Here is a 23,933-nt window from a genome sequence, read left to right as displayed (position 1 = left end):
TGTACAATTTCCCCTTACATCCACTGACTCAAATCCCGTTCCCGCAAAAAAGTAACAAAAGTAACCGCCGAGATCGGCAAAATGGTAGAATTCAAATAAATTGCATAGAAGCTTCGCGAGAAGCGGATTCCTTCTATTTTTCTTATCACAAGCACGCCTAATGCCGCCTCATGCTTAAGAGACGACTGAGACAGGATTGAAATGCCCAGCCCAGCTTCTACCGCTGATTTGACTGCTCCTGTACTACCCAGCTCCATGACAATTTTCATATCGGTCGGATCGAAGCCTGCCCTTGCCAGCTCTTCCTCCATCACTCTGCGAGTACCCGAGCCTTGCTCTCGCAGCACAAAAGGATACTTAAGAACCTCCTCCATTGTAACGACAGGACTTTGCGCCAAAGGATGGTCTCGCGGCACTATTAATACAAGCTCATCGTTCATCACAGCTTCTATGTGAACGTCGGGATGATCAATCTCAGCTTCAACTAACCCAAAATTCAATTGATGATTAAGCACTTCATCCAGTATCAGCCGTGTATTAATAACTTTCATACTTACTGAAATATTCGGATACTCCTTGCCAAATGGGCCTAACAGTCGCGGCAAAATATATTCGCCAACTGTCATACTTGCTCCCAGATGGAGTCTCCCCTCAAGCATATGTGTAAACTTGGACATGCTTATGTCGGTTTCCTTCATCAGCTCGATACTGCGTTTAGCATACGGTAATAAGGATCTGCCAGCCTCAGACAACTCAATCTTTTTTGTTGAACGATGGAACAGCTTTGTCCCAAAGTAATCTTCTAAAGATTGCACCTGCATCGTAACCGCAGGCTGTGTCATATGAAGCGCTTGTGCCGCGTGTGAGAAGCTTCCTTTCTCCGCAACGGTATAAAAAATATGTAGCTGATGAAAATTAAGTGCCATCGTCCGTTTACCTCCAGCTTGCATTGGTATTCCTATTATAGCAAAAATAAAAAGAGCATGCCGTATATTACGGAATGCCCCTATCGTATATTCCAATTATCTGCGTTTTCTGCTATTTTTAATTAATGTCATTCTGCGCGAATGGCGAAGCCATGAATAATAAGACTTCAGGTCACGCAGTTCAATAGTTTCAGACATTCTCCCAAGGAAAGTGACGATGACCATACGATGCAGCTGTCGGTTGCCAGCACCTGAGCTTGGCTCCCATCCAGTAAACTCAGCGACCATCACTAAATCATCCTCAACCAAATAAACGTCTTCACCATTCTTATAATAAGACTTGATCTGCCCGGCTTTCAATCTATCCCACAAAAAATCGCATATATCATCAAAGCCAGTTTTTTGGCTCTCAACTCTATCCGCCCAACGGATCCGAGCATGATTTGTGATTACGATATCCGCGATGTTTTTGTCCCCCAAAGCAACATAAAACGGCTCGCAGTTGTTTAATCGGTCAATTGTTCTGTCTCTCATAAATCACAACCCCTCACCTATTAAACTAGTCCTTTTCGCCTATGTACATTTATGCTTCTTTATTTTACTAGATTTGAAAACGGATTCCAAATAAAAAAATCTTTAGATACCGCGATAATAGCAGTCAATAACAATAAAAAACTTCCAGTCTCATCCTTTTTGACAGAAGAATTGTACGCAAAAAAAGCCTCCGAGGTTTCAGAAGCTTTGGGGTTGCGTATATATATTAAGAAAAGCACAAGGTGCAATGCTTTTAACAATGGATTGGTTGCATTTATACGGTGTAAAAACGTGTTTTATCAGCCATATTACTACTACTGTATTCCGTTTGGATCTCATTGCGGTAAGAGCGTTCGACTTTTTTGACAAAAGGCAGCTTCTGCAGCTGTTTGGTTGTTTCCTCCAGTTTGGAGGAGTGCACGTACATTGCTGCATAGTGCAATCTTTTGGAAATAAAATGTACACTTCCATATCGTTCTAACTGTTTATTAGCAGCTTTGAGGTCACTTACCCAAACGATTAATCCACTGCGGTCGGTAAACATGATTTATACCTTCTTTCTATAAATAAGATCATCAATGAAAGGACGAATCGAATTGAATATGGCACATATCCTTGTTGAGGCGCTGCGCGGAGCCAGGACAGAAAGCCTGCATCGCGGCCACATTGCCGTTGTGAACACCAACCACGAACTCATTGCTTCTGCTGGTGACTCGGCTTATTATACATTCGCTCGTTCTACGGCTAAGCCGTTGCAAGCGATTCCTTTATTAGAAATAGATGGCGAGCTTCACTTTCAATTGAACGATAAAATGATCGCTCTTCTATGCGCATCGCATAATGGTGAAGATGCTCATGCTGAGTTGGCAAATGAGATACTGCATCAGCTTGGACTGGATGAAAACGCTCTGCAATGCGGGGTTCACGAGCCCTTTCACATACCGACAGCCAACCGATTGAAGGAAGCGGGAATCCCCCTCACTCCCCTTCGCAATAACTGCTCAGGCAAACATTCCGGCATGCTGGCGCTTTCCCGATTGCTTGAACTATCGACAGGTTCTACCATTGAACCCTATATCTCAAACTCTCATCCTGTCCAATTACGGATGCTGGACATCATTGCTTATATGTGCGGTGTCCCTGCAGATCAAATATCACTGGGTACGGATGGTTGTGGTGTTCCGGTTTTTGCGGTACCGTTGGAGTCACTTGGCTATGCTTATGCACGGCTTGGCAAGCCAGAAGGCTTGCCAGAGCAGCGTGCTCAAGCTTGTCGGAGGATTGTGCAGGCTATCATCCGACAGCCTTACTATCTGGCAGGAAGCGACCGTTTCGACACCCGGCTAATCGAGGTGACTCAGGGCCGCATTATTGGCAAGATGGGTGCAGAAGGAATGTTTGCCTTTACCATCCCGGAGAAGGGCTGGGGAGCTGCCGTCAAAATCGAAGATGGAGCTATGCGTGCCATTTATCCGGCTGTCATGGAAACATTGATTCAATTGGATATGCTCCGTAAAGAAGAAATCCTGCTTCTGGAAGAGTTCTATCATCCCAAAGTGCTGAATTGCCATAATGAAGTTGTTGGAGAAATTCGCCCCCTATTGAAGCTAAGTCGATTCACTTCGTAAGTCAATAATTCAAAAACAGAATTTTTTAACCACAGCTTCCGCTGCAGCCGCCTCCGGTCGAGCAGCTTCCGGTGGAACAGCTCCCGCCTCCTGCGTTCATGTCGTTGCCGGGCACTTTAATCGTGTCCGAGACGCTATGTGCAATCATTTGAGATACTGTATACAGCAGTTCATCAAGCCGCTGCTCTGCTTCCTTGAAATATTTGACGGATTCAAGGTTATCCAGCTTTACTTGAATCGCCTGTACCTGCTCCAACGCAGCATGGTAGTCTGGATGAAAATGACCGAACCGCTGGCATTCTTCGAACAGCTCTTTCTTTTTGTTAAAAAGCTTCACAAGTTCCTTTACCTGCGGGTCCTCGTCCTTGCGCTGCTTCCAATATAAATAATCCGACGTCTCCGTGGAAATTTTAATCATATCTCCTAAGTCGTACGCCTGCATCAGAATGGCAGACATATCCAACGCTTGAGCTTCAATTACTGCCATTATAGCACCTGCCTCGTATATAATATTCTTGATTGTCAGACAAGTTTATCATACCACATATTACACTTATTTGTTGCATCAATATTTATCATTTATGCCAGGCACAATGATCCTCATTTCCTGCCAATCCTCAGGAAATAAGCATATCTCCTGAAGCTTGGACTGTTCCAATCCAGTCATACTCCAGGTGCCGCGAGTCTCTTGCAGCTTTCTTGGGGCAATTATGTGATCATGGCCGTTATGGCGTACCTGCAGCGTAGTTTTCCACTCCATAGCCAGCTCGACCATTTCACGACGAGTTGAGGCGTGGTAAGTGCGGTAATCTTTCATCCAGCCCTGTGGAATCCCTTGTAAATCGGGGAATAAATCACGAACATCAGGCATTTTCTGCTCCATCTCAAAATACATGAACGTATGTCTCGAATATAGAAAGCCTTTATCTGCTATATGTACAGGACCATAGTTAATGGCTGTAGTATCATTCGAAGTTAAGATACCGTCTTCCAGCGGCTTCATTGACACTAAGCTGATCCTTGCTTCCCTCTGCTCGGAAGGATTGGCATTAGCTAACAGCTTAAGCTTACCAGTCATCCATCCTGCTTTATTAAGAAGCTCAGTCAACGGCTTTAATTGGTCCGTTCGAACAATCCACGCCTGCCCGCCAATCTCTTCAAGCAAGCAATCAGAGCAACCTGGCAGCTTCTTCACAGCTTCAGCAACGGCAGCATCCTCACATCGCAGCAGCAGCACTTCAGAAAGCTTGACTTTACCGAATGGCTTCGCCCATTGCTCCAGAGTAAGCCTGACATTTTCCGGTATGCCGTATAGAGATTGCTTTTCCAAAAACAACAACAGCTCTTCCAGCTGCAGCCCCTTCTCCAACCCTCGCTGTAAGCTTTCCTTGCCCAGTTTATAAACCGAAACAAGATCGGCCTTCTGCAGATCAGCAAACGCTGATAGCTCCCACTTTATTGCAAAAGGTACATTCGGTGGCACCAATACTTCGAAATCAGGTTGAACATAAAAGCCTTCTTTCTCCGTTATCGTCCTATCCGCTTGCGATTCAATGGGTTGTATCCTCCAACGGTAAACGACATCTCGGCCATCTGCTCCAGCAAATCCCTTCTCCATCCAACCAAAAGCTAGCAGTGGATGAATCCACTGCTGCTCCAGCTGATCGAGCAGCTCCTGTCCTGCAACATTCTCTTCGTTGCCAAATGGAGCTATTTTCTGCACCCGCAGCCACTGAGGAATATCGTCAGCAGCATACCAATCTTCATACTGCCTTTCCAGCAGAAGTACGGCATGCTGAAGCCAAGCTGGACCTGGAAACGCAACCATTTTCCAAATAAAATACAGCTGTTTATTTTGTTCGCGTTCGCTTAATAAGAGCCATCTTTTAACTTCAAGCTCCTGCAAACAAAGCTGCTCGCCCCGTTGCTCCACCAGCCGAAGTCTGAACAGAAATTCCATTATTACCGCAAGCTTTACAGGATACACGTCTGCATAAGCATATTTTAAAGAGCAGCCGAGAAATCTTTCATCTTGAATAGTTAGCAGGTCCAACCATTTTTGCAGCTGTTTTTTGTGCAGCGTTCCATTCTTCGTAAGCTTCATATCATTTTGATCTAAAAAAACAAGTGTCTGAAACAGCAAAGAAGCAAGACCCGGATTGTATTGTTCCACACATTCTATAGGGGTGTCTGTTGTTCTTGTCAAAGCCTGTTTATTATCTGCAGTTAATATAAGTTGCTGCCAAATGGCAAGAGCATCTTCAGCAAGGACATATACATGCTCTCCCCATGTTTTCTTGAACATATAGATTAAACCCTTTTTCAGCAATAACAAAAAACCGACTTTGGCTTCTGCACCCGACATCACGTGTGAGGTTAATTTTTCAAGCTTAGGCCAGTCAAAAGGCTCGCTTCCGATCGATGTAACAAGGAAATGAAGCACTTTTTTTTCTCTCGTAGACAATTGATTGTACACCGTTTCCATTATCGCTGAATTGCCCCATATGGAATCCAACGTTTCTCCCCGTCTCAACCAAGGAGCATAAACCGCCTCAGCTTCGATGTGAGATTTTAGAGCCTCCGGCATTTTGCTTAAGTAGAAAGCATGGTTCACGTCGACAAGACCTCCTCTTCGGATTGCTGATTCAATGGCTTACTGCTATAAGAATTATCAAGAGCGGCAGTAACTTTTCCCTCATCCTCAGCCTGTGAATACTCCTCAATTCGATACTGATAGCCTTGTTCAATTAGAAACAACTGCCGGTTTAGTGCGTATTCCTGCTCCTTCGTGTCGGATGAGACAATTGTGTAAAAAAATGCTTTATTAGCATCCGACTTTGGACGCAGAATGCGCCCCAGACGTTGGGCTTCTTCTTGACGGGAGCCGTAGCTGCCGGAAATTTGAATGGCTACAGAGGCATCAGGCAAATCAACGGCAAAGTTAGCCACTTTCGATACGATGATAGTATGCAGCTCTCCCCGACGAAACTGGTTGTAGAGCTCCTCCCGCTCCTCATGCGGCATCTGACCATAAATAAGCGGCGCATCCAAAGCTTGAGCCACCAGCTTGAGCTGATCCAAATACTGCCCTATAATAATCGTCTGTTCCCCTTTATGCTTGGCTAACAGCTGGTTTATCACATTCAGCTTGCTCTTGCTTGTGCTGGCAATTCTCATTTTCTGTCTCGCCTCTGCAGCCAGGTAAGAATCCTGTTCAGCCTGGAGCAACGGAACGCGGATTTCTGTGCAGCTTACTGAGGCAATCCACCCTTGTCCTTCCAGCTCCTTCCATGGCATTTCATAACGTTTGGGACCAACAAGTGAGAATACATCCTCCTCCCGTCCATCTTCACGGACAAGCGTTGCTGTCAATCCAAGTCTTCTTGTAGCTTGTATGTCAGCGGTTACGCGGAACACGGGAGCAGGCAATAGATGGACTTCATCGTAAACAATTAATCCCCAGTCTCGTTTATTGAACAAATCCATATGTATGAACAAATCATCCTTGGACTTGCGGTAAGTTAATATTTGATAAGTCGCTATCGTTATCGGACGAACATCCTTTTTCATACCCGTGTATTCCCCTACCATATCCTCAGTAACATCCGTTTTCTCCAAAATCTCACGTTTCCATTGATTTACAGAGGTCGTATTTGTAGTAAGAATCAGAGTAGCGCAATTCAGCTTACCCATCGCAGCTATTCCAATGATCGTTTTCCCTGCGCCGCAGGGCAGTACAAGTACACCGCTCCCCCCCATGATGCTACCTTCCCGATAAAATGATTCGACCGCTGAGGTTTGATAATCACGCAGCTGAAATGCTTTTCCATCTGAGGCATCCCCCCTAAGCCTGATGGGCAGCTCCTCCCCACGGGTATAACCGGCCAAATCCTGGACGGGATATCCAAGCTTGATCAATTCTTGCTTCAAAGCGCCTCTATATATAGATGAGAACCGTAGTGTTTGGGAATCCACCTGGCACAGACCATAAGAACGAAGTGTCCTAAAGGAGCACATTTCTTTGATCGCCTCTACGTCATCTGAAATCAACAGCAGATCCTCACCTAAGCTTTCAATTCGTACCAGGCCGTACCTTTCCACAAAACGTCGAATATCCTGCTTGATGTTGTGCGGTACACCAAACTTGGCATGCTCCTCCAAAAAAGATGTAATCTCCGAGGTAGTCATCCCAGCTGCCGCTGCATTCCACAGAGACAATGCAGACATGCGGTACGTATGGATATGCTCCGGTGTTTTGACCAAATCCGCAAAACGCGCCAATAAAGGGCGTACCTGATCAAATTCCGGATGGCGCACCTCCAGCAAAACCGTGAAATCGCTTTGTACCACGAGCGGCCTTTTTTGATCTATCTGCATATGGATCCCTCCTGAACTTCACTAAGTTTGCATACCATCTAGTATGAGGGGAATGTGCCTAAATTAAACATTTTTTTGCTTTACAGCAGTTGGAGTTGGTTCTACAATGGGAAATTAGAGGTGACATCATTGAAGAAGCAATGGATTGCAGCCGCGCTGCTCCCGATTTTATTACTAACCATGCTGCTATCAAGCTGCCAAAGCAAATCAACATCAACTAACAGCGGCAGGGAATCGGTTAAAATTGACCGAGTGGTCGACGGGGATACTTTTGAAATTAAGCTGAATGGAAAAAAAGAAAAAGTCAGACTAATCGGTGTGGATACGCCGGAGACAAAAAAGCCTAATACACCTGTCATGTTCTATGGCAAGGAAGCTTCTGACTTCACTAAAAAACGGCTCGAAAACAAAACGGTAGAGCTCGAATGGGATGTTGAACGTAAGGATAAGTATGATCGCCTGCTTGCCTACGTCTGGATTGAAGATGAGCTTTTCAACCGTACACTTGTGAAAGAAGGCTATGCACGGATTGCAACCTTTCCTCCAAACGTGAAATACGTGGAATTGTTTAAAAAGGATCAAGAAGAAGCCCGCAATAAGCAAAAGGGGCTTTGGAAGGATTACGATTCTGCATTCGAAAAGAAGAAGTGAATTAAGTGTTTGACCCTCCCAAACCCTCCCTAAAAGGGAGGGCCCCAAGGGCTTCGCCCTCTGGACACCCTAAAGTTTTGTCTTATCAGTTTCAGAGACTCTCCATTGTAATGGATGGTGGAGGATCGCTTTCGTCCCTACGGGACACGCTTAACATTCGATCACCCACCCTAATTTAGAGATGCTTGAACTCAAAAAAGGCGACCCACACGGAAATATCCGTTGGTCGCCTTTCTATTAATGGGTACCTTTTACATCCAATTGAAGTTCTTTTGTTTCTTTTTTGAAGGTTGAGCTATTGATGCGTTCTTGAAGCTTCTCGTAGTACAAATCTTCGTTGATCGGAAGATCAACCCAGTTATCTGTCCAGGTAGACAAGTGCATCGCATTGGAAAGCGTCAATCCTTTGATTCCTTCTTCGCCCGGTGCAAGCAACGGCGTGCCATTCAAAATATGATTGACGAAGTTTTGCGTGATGCCTTTATGTTGTGGCCCTGGAGCTCCAACTACAGGAACATCGCATTTCCAGCACTCTGGCTGACCGAAGCCGCCTTTGAATTCACTGTTAAACTTCGGTTCTGGTGTACGCAAGCGCCAGAATGTTAATGTATCGTTTTCGATAACAATTTTACCGTTATCTCCACTTACCTCATACCGATTCGTACCAGGAGCCTCGCCAGTGGTAGTAACGAATAAGCCGGTAGCTCCGTTCTCGTATTCAACGTATGCTGTAACATCATCTTCAACCTCGATGTTACGGTATTTACCAAAGCTGCAGAACGCTCTGACACGCTTAGGCATCATATCAGCCGTCCATTGCCACAAATCAAGCTGATGAGGATCTTGGTTGATTAATACACCGCCGCCTTCTCCAGCCCAAGTAGCGCGCCAGCCGCCGGAATCATAATAGCTTTGCGACCGGTACCAGTTAGTAATAATCCAGTTGGTGCGACGCACTTCTCCAAGCTCTCCGGATGTAATTAAATCTCTTAGCTTTTGATATAAAGGGTTTGTCCGTTGGTTGAACATAATTCCAAAAGCTTTACCCGATTTTGCGGCAGCTTCGTTCATTTCACGAACTTGCTTGGTATACACGCCAGCTGGTTTTTCAACCAATACATGGTAACCGTGAGAAAATGCTTGTATAGCAGCAGCCGGGTGATCGTAGTGAGGTGTAGCCACCAGTACTACGTCGAACGCCCTAGATGCATAGAAGGCTTCCAAATTATCGAACAATTGAATATTACTGCTTCCGTGGTTGCTTCTAACCCATTCAAGCCGGGTTGGATCCGTGTCCACAATGGCTGTCAACTCCGCATTGCTCACTTGATTCTTGGTCAAGTATTCCGTATGACTTTTACCCATGTTCCCCACACCGACAATACCGATGCGCACTTTATCCATTCTTATTCCCCTGCCTCTCATTCATTATAAATCTAATATGTAAGCCTTTTATTCGACACGATAATATTATATATTGCACACGTTAACATTACAATATAAAAAAATGGGTTCTCCCGATATAAACTTCGAGAGAACTAAGTAGAATCTTATATTAGACCGTTACTTTATCTTTTTCAGAAATTTCACTTAGCGCTTCTCCGGCCTCATCCTCGAACGTGCTGCGTACAGCTAAATCACCGATAGATACAATTCCTACCAGCTCACCATTCTCGACGACAGGCAAACGGCGAATTTGTTGGCTTGCCATTAATTTGGCTGCCTCATCCACCGTGGTTTCAGGGGTCGCACTAGTAATTTTATTGCTGCTCATGACTTCCGACACCGCCGTTGAGCCTTCCTTCTTGGCTGCAAATCCGCGGATAACCAAGTCACGGTCGGTAATAACGCCAATCAGCTTTTTACCGTCAACTACAGGAATAAACCCTGTATCCTCCTGCTTCATTTTAACGGCAACTTCATATACATTATCCTTCAAAGTGACTGTCGCGCAATCCTTCGTCATGATTTCCTTTATCTTTTTTGCATTCAAAGGTAAGTCCCTCCCAGAAGAGTTTGTCATTCGAGAAACACCGAACCTTCTTTAAAAGAAAGTAACGGCATTTTCCGTTGCAAACATAGAATCTCCCGAAACCCTTCTTTGCATGTGCTACAGGGGCCTAGCAGTTAATTACAGCCGCCGTTCTGACAATCCCATACCATACTCACAAACAATCTGGCTGCATCCCTCATTGCTTTTTCATCGATGTCAAATTTAGGATGGTGGTGAGGATGGATAATTCCCTGCTCGTGGTTGCCCGCTCCTACAAACATAAAACAGCCCTTGCGCTGCTGCAAATAATAAGCGAAATCTTCTCCCGCCATGATCAGTGGAGATGGTTTAACATTCATTACACGAGCTCCCGCTCGCAAAAATCGTTGTGCCTCTTCTGAATCATTAATGACCGGCGGGTAGCCCAACTTGTATTCGAAGCTGTAGTCAGCTCCATTCATTGTACAGGTTTGCGAAACTAACCGGTCCATTCGCTGCTTCACATCCATACGAAGCTCAGGATCGAACGTGCGAACGGTTCCGATTAGCGTGGCTTGCTCGGCGATGACGTTAAAGCTTGTACCGCTGTGAAAGGAACCGATAGAGACCACACAAGGCTGTGTAGGATCTACGCCGCGGCTAACGATGGTCTGAAGATTGCCCACCAGCTGTGATCCAATGACAATACTGTCCACGGTTTCATGCGGCAGCCCCCCGTGACCGCCTTTACCTTTTACAACTATTTCAAATTCATCGGCAGCGGCCATGAAGGGCCCTTCTTTACAGAAAGCTGTGCCCACAGGGAATGGCGTCCACAGGTGTATGCCATATATATAATCAACCCCATCCAACGCACCCTCATCAATCATACTGAATGCCCCGCCAGGACTTAATTCCTCGGCATGCTGAAATATAAACACTACGTCGCCATTCAGCATTTCCTTGTGCTCGGACAATACCTTGGCAACCCCCAGCAATGTGGAGGTATGGGCATCATGACCACATGCATGCATGACTCCACTGATTTTGGATGCATAATCGCAGTTCTTCTGATCCTGAATCGGAAGTGCATCCATATCAGCCCGCAGCGCTACCGTCGGTCCTTGCCCACTACCCTTCAATCGGGCGGTAATTCCATTGCCGCCTACTCCGGTACGAACCTCCAAGCCCCATTGCTGCAAATGGTTCGCGACATATGCCGCTGTTTCTCGCTCCTGATAAGACAGCTCGGGATGCTGGTGCAAATACCGGCGCCAGCCGACCATCTCCGGATATAGTAAATCAATCGCTTGTAATAAGGCTTCCATGACCGTACACCTCCGGTTTATCGAGCTTATAGAGGACGTTCAAAAATCGACTTTTGACCACGAAGTATCTAAGAAAGCTTCTTGCAACCTTCTCGGTGCTGAAAAGTCGGCTCTTTGAACTCTCACTTATTCTTATCTTTCTCTACATTTTAACAAATCTTCCTCCCGCTTTCATCTATATGTCACAAGAATTTCAAACTTTATATATCGTACTATGCTACAATTCGCATTAAGCTTGCACAAGTTTGGGAAACATACTATCATGATTAGAGGATTAGAATCAATGGATTTGACTTTTTAGGAGGGCTTTCAAAGTGATTATCGAAAATAATGGAGTTAAGGGACTAAAAAGCGATCTCGCTCATTTGGATGAAACAACAACAAGCTTGGGGTTCGTTCGCTGGCAGTGGGAATATACAAGGGCAACATATGACTTAAAAATTGACGACAGAGCTTCCGGCAGCGAATACTTCTTGCGTCTGAACACTCGTGCCGAATCCGGCAAACTGGAATCTCCTTATGCTGTGCTTTACATAGAAGAAGTATATATCGGGAGAGGCACTTTCCCTCATGGATTGGATTATGAATCACCAATTCCCGATTCTATCATGAAAATCGCTACCCAAAAGCTTGCTCAGCTGAAAACTAAATTGTCTGATTAAGGACGAAGTCTAATGACTGCCCAGCGACGAGGAACACCGGATTTCCTGCTGCTTTTTTTAACATTCTTACTGGTTTGCTTTGGATTGGCAATGGTATTCAGTGCAAGTATGGCGTACACACGCTTCGACTCCGTGTCGGAAACTATGCTGAATGATCCGTCGTATATGGTTATTCGTCAAGCGATTGCGATTGCCTTGGGTACAGTCGCTATGTTTTTTTGTATGAACATCGATTATCGTATCCTTAAGAAGTGGATCGGCCCCGGCTTTGTTATCGTTGTTATTATGCTGCTGCTGGTTCCTGTAATAGGACATGGGGTTAAAGGAGCAACAAGCTGGTTTAAAATTGCTGGTTTCAGTGTCCAGCCCTCCGAATTTGCTAAGCTGGCCGTTATCTTATATTTAGCGGCTCTCATTAGCAAGAAAGAGGATAAATTCCGCGATTTTCAAAAGGGGCTTCTTCCAGCTTTAATGATCGTTGGCTTTGTATCCGCACTGATCTTACTGCAGCCCGATGTCGGTTCTACCATGATCCTCATCATGTGTGCAGCTATCGTCATCGTTGTGGGAGGCGCCAATCTGAAGCATATCTTTTTCTTGAGTCTTCTTGGAGCGGTAATAATGTCTTCTGTAATATCGATTTATTTGGTAGTAAAAAACGGTCAAGACTATCGTATTGACCGTTTTACCGCATTTATGGACCCTTGGGCCGACCAGCTGGGTACAGGCTATCAATTAATCCAATCCTTATATGCCTTCGGTCATGGCGGAATTTCGGGTGCAGGCTTCGGTCAAGGCATCCAAAAGCTTCATTATCTCCCCGAAGCTCATAACGACTTTATATTTGCAATTATCGGCGAAGAGCTTGGTTTCATTGGCAGTTCCTTGTTTATTCTAGTTTACTTAGCCTTCCTATGGCGCGGATTGCTTGTTGCCGTCCGCTGTAAAGAGATGTTCGGTACATTAACAGGAGTCGGTATTATTGGAATGATAGCGGTACAAGCCTTAATCAATTTAGGCGGTGTCACTGTAAGTATTCCGATGACAGGTGTAACCCTTCCTTTTATTAGTTATGGCGGTTCATCTATGCTTATTTCTCTCATAGGACTAGGAATTTTGCTCAGCATTTCGAGGGAAAACAATAAACCGGAAAAAGAAACGAAAAAGAGAGCCTGAATGGCTCTCTTTTTCATACTATGTAAATTGCTTGCGGCCTTATTTCACTCGGTGCGCCTCGTCCAAATGAATTTCTTTCTCCTCTTCGCGGAATGCGACCCCTTCCACTTTAACATTGACTTCTACCACAGATAAGCCTGTCATGTTTTCTACAGCCTCACGAACATTTTGCTGCAGGTCGCGGCATACTTCTTGAATTTTTGATCCATAGTTAACAATTATACGCAAATCAATGGCGGCTTCCAACTGCCCCACTTCGACTGAAACCCCTTTTTGCACATTTTTACCACTCAGACGTTTAGCTAACCCTTCGGAAATACCTCCGGACATTGCGGCAATCCCAGGAGTTTCCAGCGCAGCTAAGCCTGCGATTGTCGAAACGACATCATCTGATATGCGAATAAGACCTGTTTGAATTTCTTCGGACATACGGATCACTCCTCGGTGGGTTATACCTATATTGTAATGACTTCCCAAGTGGAAAGCAACTTATGCGACAGGTTTCATCCTAATCTGCAAAACTCTACATGATATCATTAACTATGAGGAATAAGAATATAACGGTGTCCATTAATATATATCACTAGGATTCATGTTTACATCATAAGTAAATATGGGTATAGTAGAATAGATTTTGTTGAATAAGGCATACTTTACCAAAAGAGGTGACTATTTTGAAACGCCATTTATTTACAATTGGCTTAATTGCCAGCTTTGTGTTAAGCGCGTTTGCTCATTATTCGGGACTGTTCTCAGCTACGGTTCAATTCGTTATCTCATGTGTGGCCATTATTTTTGTAGCAGGCTTTTTGGGTAAGGCTACAGAAAGTGTAGCTCACTACGCAGGACAACGTTTGGGAGGATTTCTCAACGCTACCTTCGGTAATGCTGCAGAGCTTATTATTGCGATCTTTTTAGTAAAAGACAGCTTATTCGACATTGTAAAAGCAAGTATCACCGGTTCCATTATCGGAAATCTATTATTAGTTCTTGGGCTTAGCTTATTAGTCGGGGGGTTAAAATTTAAGGAGCAGCACTTTAATGTGAAGCTGGCCAGTCATAATGGCTCACTAATGCTGTTGGCTGTTATTGCCCTGTTCATTCCCGCAGCCTTTGCCAAAAGCTTAACGACTTCAGAAACTATGAATTTAAGCATCCTGGTAGCGGTTATCCTGATTATTGCCTACCTTCTGTGGCTGTTCTTTTCAATGGTTACACATAAAAATGAATTAAGCGATGAGGCTATCGAACACGGTGAACCGCAATGGTCCAAAGGAAAGTCGATATTATTTCTATTCGTAGCAACGGCAATGGTAGCTGTGGAGAGCGAATGGTTGGTCAGTACACTTGAGGTATTCTCACATCAATTCGGGCTGTCAGAGCTATTTGTCGGAGCTTTCCTGATCGCTATAGTAGGTAACGCCGCTGAACACAGTGCAGCTATCATGCTGGCTCGTAAAAACAAGATTGGCGCAGCTGTAGAAATCGCCGTTGGAAGCTCCTTGCAGATTGCGCTTTTCGTGGCTCCTGTACTTATTATCATATCCCTGTTCTTCGGAAAAACAATGGATATTGTATTCACTACCTTCGAGCTCGTAGCCATCGGAGTTGCGGCGATCATTGCCAAATCCATCTCCCAGGATGGCTCAACCAACTGGTATGAAGGCGTTCTGCTTCTAGTTGTCTATTGTATTCTGGGCATTGCCTTCTATCTTGTTTAACCTTAATCCATACATAGCTTTAATATCGAGGCGGCTTAACATCAGAGTAAGTAAAAAAGAGTAGTCCATCACTGATGGGCTACTCTTTAGTGTTCAATGCTTCGTACAGTTCCGCTAAATTTCTTTCCAGCTTCACCATAATATGCTTCCCTGCAGTCTCGTTAATAAGCTCAGCACGAATAGCGAAATCAATCTCTCTGGATAGCCCGTACATTTGCGTATCTAACACCTCTTCATACAGTGGGCATTTGCGTGTCGTCAAATTTTCCATCTGCACTTCGATGAGTTTCTCAATTTTATCTGCATCCTCTTGAAGAAGATGAAGTGCTTTTTGTGATAAGCTAAGCAACAAATCGGATGATGACATCAAGCTTCCCCCTTGTACATGCAAGTTCATAGCTTAATATTAGTCGATATTGTCTTAATACACAAGAGAGTTGACCATTGATTTGCCTAATGTTTGACGAGCGTCTGCAATTGTTCATAAATATATTAAAAAGCATTTCCACCCATCAGAGTGAAAATGCCTTCCTTGGATCCCATTCAGTTAGTCAAGAATACTGTTAATGTGAAGATTATGTTTGGCAAATACTTCTGCCATAGCTTTTTTCGCTTCTTCTGCATCCGGACCATGAACATGGAGGTCGTAATTGCTGCTGGTCACAAGTGTAGTGAACAAGCCAAGAATACTTTTTACGTCAATGTACTTATTGTCATACTGTAAAACAATGGAAGATCTGAATTTGTTAGCGGTTTGGGAAATTTCTACTATAGCTGCATTATTGGCACTTGACATATTGAATCCCTCCATGCGTATCATTACTTGCTTAATTAAGTAAATCGCTTTCTTTTTATGATTTTACATTGGAAAAGTATAACACGCAACAACTTTTTGTAAGGGCCCTATCTATAATGCCCTGCTTCTACAAGCAATAAATTATTTTAAATGCTCCGGATTCAGTCCTTCAAGCTCAGGTATAACAAATCGGCCATCCTTACGGATCAAAACGTCATCGAAATAAATCTCTCCGCCGCCGTATTCCGGCCTTTGAATCAACACAAGATCCCAATGGATTGCGGACCGATTGCCGTTATCCGCCTGCTCATAGGCTTGCCCAGGTGTAAAATGCAGGCTTCCATCAATTTTTTCATCAAATAAAGTATCCTTCATTGGCGTTAAGATATGCGGATTGAATCCGATACTGAACTCTCCAATATGACGAGCGCCGTCATCCGTATCCAACACTTCATTAATTCTCCGAGTATCGCTGCTTGTCGCCTCAACAATTTTACCATTTTCAAATCGGAAGCTAATATTTTCAAAAGTAACCCCTGAATGAACCGATGGCGTATTGTAAGTAATAGTACCATTAATGGAGTCACGGATTGGAGCTGTATAAACCTCGCCGTCCGGAATGTTGCGTCGACCACAGCACTTAACCGAACCGATGTCCTTAATTGAAAAGCTGATGTCCGTACCCGGGGAAATGATGCGAACCCGATCTGTTCGGTTCATCAACGCCTGCAAGGGATCCATCGCCAGTGACATCTTGGCATAGTCCAGGTTGCATACGCTAAAATAGAAATCCTCAAACTTCGTTGTACTCATATTAGCCAATTGGGCCATTGATGCGTTCGGATAACGCATAACTACCCAACGCGTCTTTTTAACCCGCTGCTCCATATGGACTGGCTTGCGATAATACATATCATACAGCTTCATCTGAGCTTCCGGCACATCGGACATCTCGCTTACATTCTCACCCGCACGAACCCCGATATAACAGCTCATATCCTTCATCCGCTTCAAATCCATCTCAGCCCAATGCTCAATTTGTTCTTTAGTGGCTGATTGCAGCATAGCGCTTCGCACAGAAGGATCCGTTAGTTCTATATAAGGCTGGCCGCCTCTTGCGTATATTTCTTCAACAAGACATACAACAAACTCCCTTTCGGAGCCAATCATCTCGACTAATACCTTCTCACCGGGCTGAACATCCAATGAGTAACCAATAATATTTTTTGCTAAAGTTTGTAACCGCGGATCTCGCATAGCTGCATTCTCCTTTTTTATATGGTTTTATTTAAAGGGCTAAGATTTATTACTGCCAAACCATTTGTTCTTATATACATTACCGACTAAAATCAGTCCGATAAACAAAGCCGAAAGAACAAGAAATCTCCCTTTATATTGATGAAAGTACAACAGATCATGCCCAATTAATGATTCCAATAATATAATTGGCACTTTACCTACTATCGTCCCCATTACAAAATCGCGCGTCCTTACTTTCATCACTGCAGCCGCCAGGTTTATTCCGAATGAAGGAAGCACCGGAATAATGCGCCCGATCGTTATGTACAAAAAACCATGATTCTCGAGCTTATCGTTAATTTTATTCAGGTAAGCATACTTCTCCAGCTTTGTTTCCACCCAGTCTTTGGCATAATGACGTGCTATCCAAAAAAAAACGATAGCTCCTAGAACGGACGCTGCGTAATTGACAAGAAAGCCTAGCCAAAACCCGAAAATCAGCACATTGGCCCCTGCGATGACCACAAATGGTATAAACGGCAGCACAGTTTGTACGAAGATTAGCATTGCCCCAGCAAGACGTCCCCACAGCCCCCATGAATTTAAGACGTCAGATAAATGCTGGACATTCAAGTTGGCCACAGATAACACTTCCCTTCTACCCTGTTATTGTAACACTTTCTTGCATCTATTTCATAATAGTGACCATTTTCTATCATAAAAGCAGCAGATGCACTTGACATAGGCAGGTATAGTCTTATAAAATTAGAAGTCGAGAATAAGCATTCTCCTGAACAGGAAAAATGCTTATGGTGGAAGCTTTGTGTCACCCTCACTGAGTTTGTTGCTGGCAGGACAGCGGCTGAGATTCCTGACAGATGCCGAAGTGTTACAAGCACTGATGGCTTTAAACAAAATCGGGCACATGCTTCACCCGAGGTATTAACCAAAACCAAACTAATCCCATTATTGTGGAAAAAAAGGAGCTCATTATACATGTCACGCTACACAGGTCCTAAATTTAAATTGAGCCGTCGTCTGGGTATTTCCTTAAGCGGTAACGGAAAAGATTTGAAACGCGCATTTCCTCCAGGTCAACACGGCCCAGGTCAACGCAAAAAAATGAGCGGTTACGGTATTCAATTGCAAGAAAAGCAAAAGCTTCGTCATATGTATGGAATGAACGAAAAGCAATTCCGCAACCTGTTTGACAAAGCTAACAAACAACAAGGTATTGCCGGTGAAAACTTCATGATCTTGTTGGAAAGCCGTTTGGACAACCTCGTTTACCGTATGGGTCTATCCAACTCCCGTGCAGGCGCGCGTCAATTGGTTTCTCACGGACACGTAACAGTTAACGGTAAAAAAGTGGATATCGCTTCTTACTTGGTAAGCACTGGCGATGTTATCAGTCTTCGCGAAAGAAGCCGTAACCTTTCCACTATTAAAGAAGCTTTGGCAAACCGCAACTACTTGCCAGCTTACATTGAATTCAACGATGCTGCTTTGGAAGGTAAGTTTACTCGTCTTCCTGAGCGCTCCGAGCTTCCACAAGAAATTGACGAGAAGCAAATCGTCGAGTTCTACAGCCGTTAATCTTAGCACCCACCCAATTCCTCCCCGCCGGGAGGGCCCCAAAGGCTCTGCCCTCTGGACACCCGCTCGTGGCAAGGAGGAAGGTTGGGGTTCTTACACGCTTTCGTCCTTAAGGACACGCTTAACTTTACTACGGCGAGTTACTTTGATGAATGCAATAAAAAAACTTGGCAGGCTGAGCCCGCCAAGTTTTTTTTGTGTTTGAGCAATGTAGCTTAGATCAACGCGTAAGCTCTCCCCATTTCTTCATATTCATTACCTCCTCATCTTTATAAAGGATACTAACCTTACGACTTATTTAAAAAGCCTTGGTTGCAATTGCAGCCAAGGCTTTTATTTGCTATACTCTTATTCCATCTTAAACAAATTTGGCAAGATAGTAGTTGCGCTTTCCTCTACGGATAACGATATATTTGCCTTCCATGCGGTCGCTGGACTGCAATACTTTTTCCACATCGCTAACTTTAACTCCATTCAAGGAAACGGCTCCGCTATCGATATCCTGCCTGGCTTGACGTTTGGATGGCGCTGCCTGGACAGCGATCAACAGGTCAACAAGAGCAATCTCCTCATCGCCGGAAAGCTCGGTGGAAGGCACATCCTTAAATGCCTCTTCGATTTCTCGCCCTGACAATGTCTCTACATTACCGCTAAACAATACCTCGGATATTTTAATCGCACTAAGTGCAGCATCCTCACCATGAACCAGCTCAGTCATTACACGCGCCAGCACACGCTGTGCTTCCCGTTTTTCCGGGCTCTGCTTCACTTGCTCCTCCAGCTCAGCAATTTGCTCACGGGTTAAGAAAGTAAAGTATTTCAAAAATTTTACTACATCATTGTCGTCAGTGTTAATCCAGAACTGGTAGAACTGGTATGGAGATGTTTTCTCCGCATCCAGCCATACAGCGCCTCCTGCGGTTTTACCGAACTTGGATCCATCACTTTTCGTTACAAGCGGCATGGTTAACCCAAAGGCTTTGTTGCCTGTAGATTTGCCAATCAGCTCCAATCCCGCGGTAATATTACCCCATTGATCGCTTCCGCCAACTTGCAGAGAACAGTTAATGTCGCTATTCATCCGGAAGAAATCATAAGCCTGCAGTATCATATAGCTAAACTCGGTAAACGATATCCCATTGCTTAAACGTGAGTCCACACTATCTTTGGCCAGCATATAGTTGACTGAGAAGTTTTTACCGATATCCCTTAGGAAAGTAATTACGTTCAGTTCCCCTAGCCAGTTATAATTGTTAGCCATGCGGGCAGGATTCACTGTAGATTCAAAATCCAGAAATTGCGACAGCTGGCCTCTAAGCTTATCGGTCCATTGCTCTACTACATCCTCCGTGTTAAGAGAACGTTCTGTCGACCTGCCGCTTGGATCTCCAATTAATCCGGTACCTCCTCCTACTAAAGCCACAGGCAAATGACCGGCCATCTGGAATCGTTTCAAGCATAAAATCGGCAGCAAGTGACCAATATGAAGACTATCCGCAGTCGGATCGAAGCCTGCATACAGAACAACCGGCTCCTCGCTTAATTTTTTAGCCAAGCCTTCTTCGTCCGTCAGTTGATGAATTAACCCTCTGTACTGTAATTCCTGTAAAATATCCATGGTTTCTCTCCCTTTCTTATAAAATACAAAAAAAGCCTTATCATCCACAAAGGGACGAGAAGGCTATTGCTCGCGGTACCACCCTAATTAAAGTATCTGCAGAAATCGCATTCTACAAAGAAGCGGTTCTCGATACTTTCACTTCATTATGATAACGGGCTGAACCCGGCAGGAAGCTACTGACAGAAGCAACATCAATAATGAGTTGTTCCAGACGTTCCCTTCCCCTGCTCCGGACGGTATTTCGAATTAAGGCCAAGTACCGGTTTGCAGCATCCACCGGCTCTCTGTAAGCTTGATTCCCTATTCTACTGAGATGCCAGACTAATCAATAGCCCGAACACCAAGTCCATCATTGCATTGTGATATGTGATTACAAGATTTATATCATATGACAAGACTCGTGTCAAACCTTAATGTGAGTAATCTAACATCCAGAATAGTGTCCAGAGCTTTCCCCATATGGTATAATAATCTACGTATGTTTTTTATAATCGGGAGGAACTTTTATCGGTATGCAGAAAGAACCACAAAAAAACAAAAAGCTTGCTGTCGTTTGGACTATTATGAAATATACATTAATAACGTTGAAATGGATGATGATTGCCGGTGTTATTATTGGTTTCTTAGGAGCCGGGGCCGTATTCGGTTATGTATCCGCGCTTGTTAAGGATGATCCCATCCGCAGCAAAGAGTCTATGACAGCTCAAGTACAGGAAAATGCGATTACCGGGTTTGTCTATTTTAATGATGAATCCATTCTTGGTCAGATTCGATCGGAAGAAGACAGGCGGTTAGCTAAACTTGAGGATATTCCTCAGCAGGTGCTTGATGCAGTTTTTGCCATTGAGGATAACCATTTCTATGAGCATAATGGGATCGACTTTAAAGGTCTGGCACGCGCTGTAGTCCAAAAATTAATGAACCAGGACATTCAAACCGGTGGAAGTACCATTACCCAGCAGCTGGCTCGGCGAGTTTTCTTAACCTTGGATCGTGAAGACAGCCGGAAAGCCAAAGAGATTTTTCTTGCAATGCGTATGGAACGTCTTATGTCCAAAGATGAAATTCTGCTTGCTTATTTGAACAAAATTCCATATGGTAACGGCTCCTCAGGTTACAATCTATACGGAATTAAAGCAGCAGCCAAAGGTGTTTTTAACATTAGCGATCTAAAGGATATTAATATCGCGCAAGCTGCTTATTTGGCGGGATTGCCTCAGCAGCCAAGCAACTATTCTACCTTCTCAAGCAAAGGCCAGTTTGACGGCGCAGCGTTTAAGCGTGCGGTTGCAAGGCAGCAGCTGGTGCTAAGAAGGATGCTGGAGGAAGACAAAATTAACCAGCAGCAATATCAGGAGGCGCTCAGCTTTGATCTTAAGGGATCGCTTGCCGAGCCGGTCAAAAAAGCCTACTCAACCTATCCTTATCTAATGATTGAGGTCGAAAAGGAAGCGGCCAAAGCTTTGCTTCAAGCACAAAATCCCAAGCTTACTGCAGCCTCTAATCCTGATGCCTACACAGAAGCTTTGAAAAATGCCCAAGCTCAATTAAGCCGCGGGGGCTATCAGATTTATACAACCATTGATAAAGATATTTATGAATCGATGCATGAAATCGCAGAAAATCCGAAAAATTTTACACCGGATGATCCAACTAAAGGTGTGGAGCAAATCGCCGCGGTCATGATCGACAGTAAAACCGGCTCCATTCTCGGGATGATCGAGGGAAGAGACTTTTTTATAGAGCAGTTGAATCATGCCACACAGGCATATCGCCAACCTGGCTCAACTATGAAGCCAATCGCCGCTTACATTCCAGCCATCGAGAAAGGCGCTATTCAACCTGCTTCGATTATTGACGATGTACCCGTCATCCTCAAGGATGGCACCAGGGGCTATCATATCCCCGAGAACTGGGACAATCAATTTCATGGTCTGGTAACTGCAAGAAGAGCTTTGAATCAATCGTATAATATTCCGGCCATCAAGCTGTTTACTGACGTTGTCGGTATTGAGCAAGCATGGAATTTTGCCAAAAAGCTAGGAATTACATCTATAACCAAGGATGATTATCACGCTCAAACCGGCGTTATCGGGGGCTTGAAGTACGGCGTTTCCGTAAAAGAATTCACTAGCGCCTACTCATCTATTGGTAACAAAGGTGTCCTTAACGAACCATTTATGATCAGCAAAATTACCGATTCCAACGGCAAAGTTATTTATAAGCATGAATTGAAGCCAACCACCGTATTTTCGGAGCAAACGGCCTATATCATGACCGATATGATGCGGACAGTAGTCACTGCTGGTACAGCAACTGACTTAATGAGTAAATTTAAACATTACGGAAAAGTCCCGATAGTCGGTAAAACCGGTTCGACACAGGACGATGCCGATGCTTGGTATATGGGTTATACGCCCGATATTACATTAGGTGTTTGGGCTGGTTATGATTCCCCTGTTCATAAGTTGAGCAAAGCTACTGGTGGGACTAATCGCGCCAAAAATATTTGGGCTCTCGCTATGGACGCAGCCATTGACAAAAAACCGGATTACTTTCCAACGAAAACGTTCAAGCGGCCTGACGGTATTGTGGAAATGACCGTATCCGGATATTCAGGCAAGCTCCCAAGTGAAGAAACAACCAAATCAGGCAATCTGACGACTGATATTTTCAATAAGAGCTTTATCCCAACTGAAGAAGATAATGTGTTTGTCAAATTATCTATCATTCCATACAATGGAATTCATTACATCGCACAATCAACTACACCCGCAGATTTTGTTAAAGAAAAAACCGTCATAAAACGTGAAAAATCAATTAACTCGCTGCTGAGCGAATTGTCTGCGATTATGAACAAGGTGCCTGAAGACCGGCGTCGCCCGCTTGATCGTTACCTTCCTACTGATTACGATCAGGATGCACCATCTGAAACAGATCCACGGGTCGATGACGGCAAAGCACCGGACGCTCCTACAACCGTTGTTGCCACGCATTCAGGCGACACAAGCGTAATTACATTTCAAGCAAACAGCAATGCGGATACTGTAGGTTACAGGCTTTATCGTTCTGTAAATCGTAGTGGCTTTAAGGTAGTTAGTGGTAAAATTGTCGAAGCAGGAGCAGAAACCAAATTTACCGATCAAGCTCCAGGCAGTAGTGTACTAGGTTATTATGTAACGGCCGTTGATGTAGCAGGTAAGGAATCCGCGCCGAGTAGAGCTTCTTTCACAGATGGAACGAATATTGAAATCTTAAACCTTACACCGGATGAGAATGGCTTGATTAACCCAGGTAATACTGGATCGACTGGAAATACCGGTACAGGCGGCACTGGCACTCCGGGCAGTAATAGTAATGGAACTGCAAAACCAGGAACCGGTACCCCGACAACACCGGTAAAAGATCCTCCACAAGCCCCGGTCGGGTTAACGATTAAAAGTATTGGCGCAGGCATTCTATTGAGCTGGAATGCAAACGCTGATAAGGAATCCGTTAAGCAGTACGTCGTGTACTACAATGAGAAAGAAACGGGCAGCTTCACTAAATTAGGTACTGCAAACAACGGTACCGAATTCCGTTATTATGCTGCTGTATATGAGGGCTATTACAAAATAACAGCAGTTAACGATGCTGGTGAATCCAAAACTTCAACCACCGTTTTCTTCAAAAAATAATATTGCTCAAACAAAAATAACACCCTGTA

The 23,933-nt window shown here is 44.3% G+C and carries 22 protein-coding genes; 7 read left to right on the top strand and 15 right to left on the bottom strand.

Annotated elements, in window-relative coordinates:
• Nucleotides 1-14: 14 nt before the first annotated feature.
• From ACFQ0C_RS26865 to ACFQ0C_RS26855, 3 genes are all read right to left on the bottom strand, one after another.
• Nucleotides 15-926: a selenium metabolism-associated LysR family transcriptional regulator gene (locus ACFQ0C_RS26865; RefSeq protein WP_379371203.1), complete on the bottom strand. Its 912-nt coding sequence runs from the start codon at nucleotides 924-926 to the stop codon at nucleotides 15-17.
• A gap of 96 nt (nucleotides 927-1,022) precedes the next feature.
• Nucleotides 1,023-1,460 (bottom strand): hypothetical protein, encoded by a 438-nt coding sequence (locus ACFQ0C_RS26860; RefSeq protein ID WP_258215181.1) that lies wholly within the window; start codon nucleotides 1,458-1,460, stop codon nucleotides 1,023-1,025.
• A gap of 274 nt (nucleotides 1,461-1,734) precedes the next feature.
• Nucleotides 1,735-2,004: a YlbG family protein gene (locus tag ACFQ0C_RS26855; RefSeq protein ID WP_258215180.1), complete on the bottom strand. Its 270-nt coding sequence runs from the start codon at nucleotides 2,002-2,004 to the stop codon at nucleotides 1,735-1,737.
• Between the two features lie 34 nt (nucleotides 2,005-2,038).
• Between ACFQ0C_RS26855 and ACFQ0C_RS26850 the strand changes: the two genes are divergently transcribed.
• A complete protein-coding gene (locus tag ACFQ0C_RS26850; protein ID WP_379371200.1) occupies nucleotides 2,039-3,088 on the top strand; it encodes an asparaginase in 1,050 nt (349 codons plus the stop codon).
• A 25-nt stretch (nucleotides 3,089-3,113) separates the two neighbouring features.
• Here the strand turns inward: ACFQ0C_RS26850 and ACFQ0C_RS26845 are convergent, their stop codons facing one another.
• The 3 genes from ACFQ0C_RS26845 to ACFQ0C_RS26835 form a co-directional block, all read right to left on the bottom strand.
• A complete protein-coding gene (locus tag ACFQ0C_RS26845; protein WP_379371198.1) occupies nucleotides 3,114-3,575 on the bottom strand; it encodes a YlbF/YmcA family competence regulator in 462 nt (153 codons plus the stop codon).
• A gap of 78 nt (nucleotides 3,576-3,653) precedes the next feature.
• A complete protein-coding gene (locus ACFQ0C_RS26840) occupies nucleotides 3,654-5,702 on the bottom strand; it encodes a helicase-associated domain-containing protein (RefSeq protein WP_379371196.1) in 2,049 nt (682 codons plus the stop codon).
• On the bottom strand, nucleotides 5,699-7,465 hold the full coding sequence (locus ACFQ0C_RS26835; RefSeq protein ID WP_379371194.1) for a DNA repair helicase XPB: 1,767 nt from the start codon (nucleotides 7,463-7,465) through the stop codon (nucleotides 5,699-5,701). Before ACFQ0C_RS26835 ends, ACFQ0C_RS26840 begins: the two co-directional genes overlap by 4 nt.
• Nucleotides 7,466-7,519: 54 nt before the next feature.
• On the opposite strand from ACFQ0C_RS26835, the gene ACFQ0C_RS26830 reads away from it, so the two are divergent.
• Nucleotides 7,520-8,116, top strand: a complete 597-nt coding sequence (locus tag ACFQ0C_RS26830) for a thermonuclease family protein (RefSeq protein WP_379371192.1) — start codon at nucleotides 7,520-7,522, stop codon at nucleotides 8,114-8,116.
• Nucleotides 8,117-8,353: 237 nt separating this feature from the next.
• Here ACFQ0C_RS26830 and ACFQ0C_RS26825 read toward each other — a convergent pair whose 3' ends face one another.
• The 3 genes from ACFQ0C_RS26825 to ACFQ0C_RS26815 all read right to left on the bottom strand — a co-directional run bounded on the left by ACFQ0C_RS26825 (nucleotide 8,354) and on the right by ACFQ0C_RS26815 (nucleotide 11,416).
• Nucleotides 8,354-9,520: a Gfo/Idh/MocA family protein gene (locus tag ACFQ0C_RS26825; protein WP_258215175.1), complete on the bottom strand. Its 1,167-nt coding sequence runs from the start codon at nucleotides 9,518-9,520 to the stop codon at nucleotides 8,354-8,356.
• 151 nt (nucleotides 9,521-9,671) lie between these two features.
• Nucleotides 9,672-10,082, bottom strand: coding sequence for a CBS domain-containing protein (locus ACFQ0C_RS26820; protein WP_379371318.1), 411 nt, complete (start codon nucleotides 10,080-10,082; stop codon nucleotides 9,672-9,674).
• Between the two features lie 161 nt (nucleotides 10,083-10,243).
• On the bottom strand, nucleotides 10,244-11,416 hold the full coding sequence (locus tag ACFQ0C_RS26815) for a M20 family metallopeptidase (RefSeq protein ID WP_379371189.1): 1,173 nt from the start codon (nucleotides 11,414-11,416) through the stop codon (nucleotides 10,244-10,246).
• A 314-nt stretch (nucleotides 11,417-11,730) separates the two neighbouring features.
• On the opposite strand from ACFQ0C_RS26815, the gene ACFQ0C_RS26810 reads away from it, so the two are divergent.
• Nucleotides 11,731-12,078: a YugN-like family protein gene (locus ACFQ0C_RS26810; RefSeq protein WP_258215173.1), complete on the top strand. Its 348-nt coding sequence runs from the start codon at nucleotides 11,731-11,733 to the stop codon at nucleotides 12,076-12,078.
• Between the two features lie 12 nt (nucleotides 12,079-12,090).
• Nucleotides 12,091-13,254, top strand: coding sequence for a putative lipid II flippase FtsW (ftsW, locus tag ACFQ0C_RS26805; RefSeq protein ID WP_379371187.1), 1,164 nt, complete (start codon nucleotides 12,091-12,093; stop codon nucleotides 13,252-13,254).
• 39 nt (nucleotides 13,255-13,293) lie between these two features.
• On the opposite strand, the gene ACFQ0C_RS26800 is transcribed toward ftsW, so the two are convergent.
• Complete coding sequence (locus tag ACFQ0C_RS26800; RefSeq protein WP_258215171.1) at nucleotides 13,294-13,683, bottom strand: Asp23/Gls24 family envelope stress response protein; 390 nt, start codon at nucleotides 13,681-13,683, stop codon at nucleotides 13,294-13,296.
• Nucleotides 13,684-13,928: 245 nt separating this feature from the next.
• On the opposite strand from ACFQ0C_RS26800, the gene cax reads away from it, so the two are divergent.
• Entirely contained in the window at nucleotides 13,929-14,975 is a 1,047-nt protein-coding gene (gene cax, locus ACFQ0C_RS26795; RefSeq protein ID WP_379371185.1) for a calcium/proton exchanger, read from the top strand.
• Nucleotides 14,976-15,054: 79 nt separating this feature from the next.
• Here the strand turns inward: cax and ACFQ0C_RS26790 are convergent, their stop codons facing one another.
• From ACFQ0C_RS26790 to ACFQ0C_RS26775, 4 genes are all read right to left on the bottom strand, one after another.
• On the bottom strand, nucleotides 15,055-15,342 hold the full coding sequence (locus ACFQ0C_RS26790) for an Fpa/YlaN family protein (protein WP_379371183.1): 288 nt from the start codon (nucleotides 15,340-15,342) through the stop codon (nucleotides 15,055-15,057).
• A gap of 180 nt (nucleotides 15,343-15,522) precedes the next feature.
• Nucleotides 15,523-15,771 carry an HPr family phosphocarrier protein gene (locus ACFQ0C_RS26785; RefSeq protein WP_171653458.1) on the bottom strand — a complete coding sequence of 83 codons (249 nt, stop codon included), beginning with the start codon at nucleotides 15,769-15,771 and terminating at the stop codon, nucleotides 15,523-15,525.
• A 141-nt stretch (nucleotides 15,772-15,912) separates the two neighbouring features.
• Nucleotides 15,913-17,028: an aminopeptidase gene (locus tag ACFQ0C_RS26780; protein ID WP_379371180.1), complete on the bottom strand. Its 1,116-nt coding sequence runs from the start codon at nucleotides 17,026-17,028 to the stop codon at nucleotides 15,913-15,915.
• A 39-nt stretch (nucleotides 17,029-17,067) separates the two neighbouring features.
• Nucleotides 17,068-17,652, bottom strand: coding sequence for a TVP38/TMEM64 family protein (locus ACFQ0C_RS26775; protein ID WP_379371178.1), 585 nt, complete (start codon nucleotides 17,650-17,652; stop codon nucleotides 17,068-17,070).
• Between the two features lie 354 nt (nucleotides 17,653-18,006).
• Between ACFQ0C_RS26775 and rpsD the strand changes: the two genes are divergently transcribed.
• Entirely contained in the window at nucleotides 18,007-18,606 is a 600-nt protein-coding gene (gene rpsD, locus ACFQ0C_RS26770) for a 30S ribosomal protein S4 (RefSeq protein ID WP_258215166.1), read from the top strand.
• Nucleotides 18,607-18,964: 358 nt separating this feature from the next.
• Here rpsD and tyrS read toward each other — a convergent pair whose 3' ends face one another.
• Nucleotides 18,965-20,224 carry a tyrosine--tRNA ligase gene (tyrS, locus tag ACFQ0C_RS26765; protein ID WP_258215165.1) on the bottom strand — a complete coding sequence of 420 codons (1,260 nt, stop codon included), beginning with the start codon at nucleotides 20,222-20,224 and terminating at the stop codon, nucleotides 18,965-18,967.
• 515 nt (nucleotides 20,225-20,739) lie between these two features.
• On the opposite strand from tyrS, the gene ACFQ0C_RS26760 reads away from it, so the two are divergent.
• Nucleotides 20,740-23,904, top strand: a complete 3,165-nt coding sequence (locus tag ACFQ0C_RS26760) for a transglycosylase domain-containing protein (RefSeq protein ID WP_379371175.1) — start codon at nucleotides 20,740-20,742, stop codon at nucleotides 23,902-23,904.
• Nucleotides 23,905-23,933: the final 29 nt, after the last annotated feature.

The sequence above is a fragment of the Paenibacillus sp. GCM10027630 genome, from assembly GCF_042676305.1.
Lineage (GTDB): Bacteria > Bacillota > Bacilli > Paenibacillales > NBRC-103111 > Paenibacillus_S.
This window is presented reverse-complemented; position numbering and strand designations above follow the sequence as displayed.

Bases quoted from the DNA above. Each gene is read 5' to 3' on its own strand.
- ACFQ0C_RS26865 (WP_379371203.1), bottom strand. From the start codon at position 926: ATGGCACTTAATTTTCATCAGCTACATATTTTTTATACCGTTGCGGAG.
- ACFQ0C_RS26860 (WP_258215181.1), bottom strand. From the start codon at position 1,460: ATGAGAGACAGAACAATTGACCGATTAAACAACTGCGAGCCGTTTTAT.
- ACFQ0C_RS26855 (WP_258215180.1), bottom strand. From the start codon at position 2,004: ATGTTTACCGACCGCAGTGGATTAATCGTTTGGGTAAGTGACCTCAAA.
- ACFQ0C_RS26850 (WP_379371200.1), top strand. From the start codon at position 2,039: ATGAAAGGACGAATCGAATTGAATATGGCACATATCCTTGTTGAGGCG.
- ACFQ0C_RS26845 (WP_379371198.1), bottom strand. From the start codon at position 3,575: ATGGCAGTAATTGAAGCTCAAGCGTTGGATATGTCTGCCATTCTGATG.
- ACFQ0C_RS26835 (WP_379371194.1), bottom strand. From the start codon at position 7,465: ATGCAGATAGATCAAAAAAGGCCGCTCGTGGTACAAAGCGATTTCACG.
- ACFQ0C_RS26825 (WP_258215175.1), bottom strand. From the start codon at position 9,520: ATGGATAAAGTGCGCATCGGTATTGTCGGTGTGGGGAACATGGGTAAA.
- ACFQ0C_RS26820 (WP_379371318.1), bottom strand. From the start codon at position 10,082: ATGACGAAGGATTGCGCGACAGTCACTTTGAAGGATAATGTATATGAA.
- ACFQ0C_RS26815 (WP_379371189.1), bottom strand. From the start codon at position 11,416: ATGGAAGCCTTATTACAAGCGATTGATTTACTATATCCGGAGATGGTC.
- ftsW (WP_379371187.1), top strand. From the start codon at position 12,091: ATGACTGCCCAGCGACGAGGAACACCGGATTTCCTGCTGCTTTTTTTA.
- ACFQ0C_RS26800 (WP_258215171.1), bottom strand. From the start codon at position 13,683: ATGTCCGAAGAAATTCAAACAGGTCTTATTCGCATATCAGATGATGTC.
- ACFQ0C_RS26790 (WP_379371183.1), bottom strand. From the start codon at position 15,342: ATGTCATCATCCGATTTGTTGCTTAGCTTATCACAAAAAGCACTTCAT.
- ACFQ0C_RS26785 (WP_171653458.1), bottom strand. From the start codon at position 15,771: ATGTCAAGTGCCAATAATGCAGCTATAGTAGAAATTTCCCAAACCGCT.
- ACFQ0C_RS26780 (WP_379371180.1), bottom strand. From the start codon at position 17,028: ATGCGAGATCCGCGGTTACAAACTTTAGCAAAAAATATTATTGGTTAC.
- rpsD (WP_258215166.1), top strand. From the start codon at position 18,007: ATGTCACGCTACACAGGTCCTAAATTTAAATTGAGCCGTCGTCTGGGT.
- tyrS (WP_258215165.1), bottom strand. From the start codon at position 20,224: ATGGATATTTTACAGGAATTACAGTACAGAGGGTTAATTCATCAACTG.
- ACFQ0C_RS26760 (WP_379371175.1), top strand. From the start codon at position 20,740: ATGCAGAAAGAACCACAAAAAAACAAAAAGCTTGCTGTCGTTTGGACT.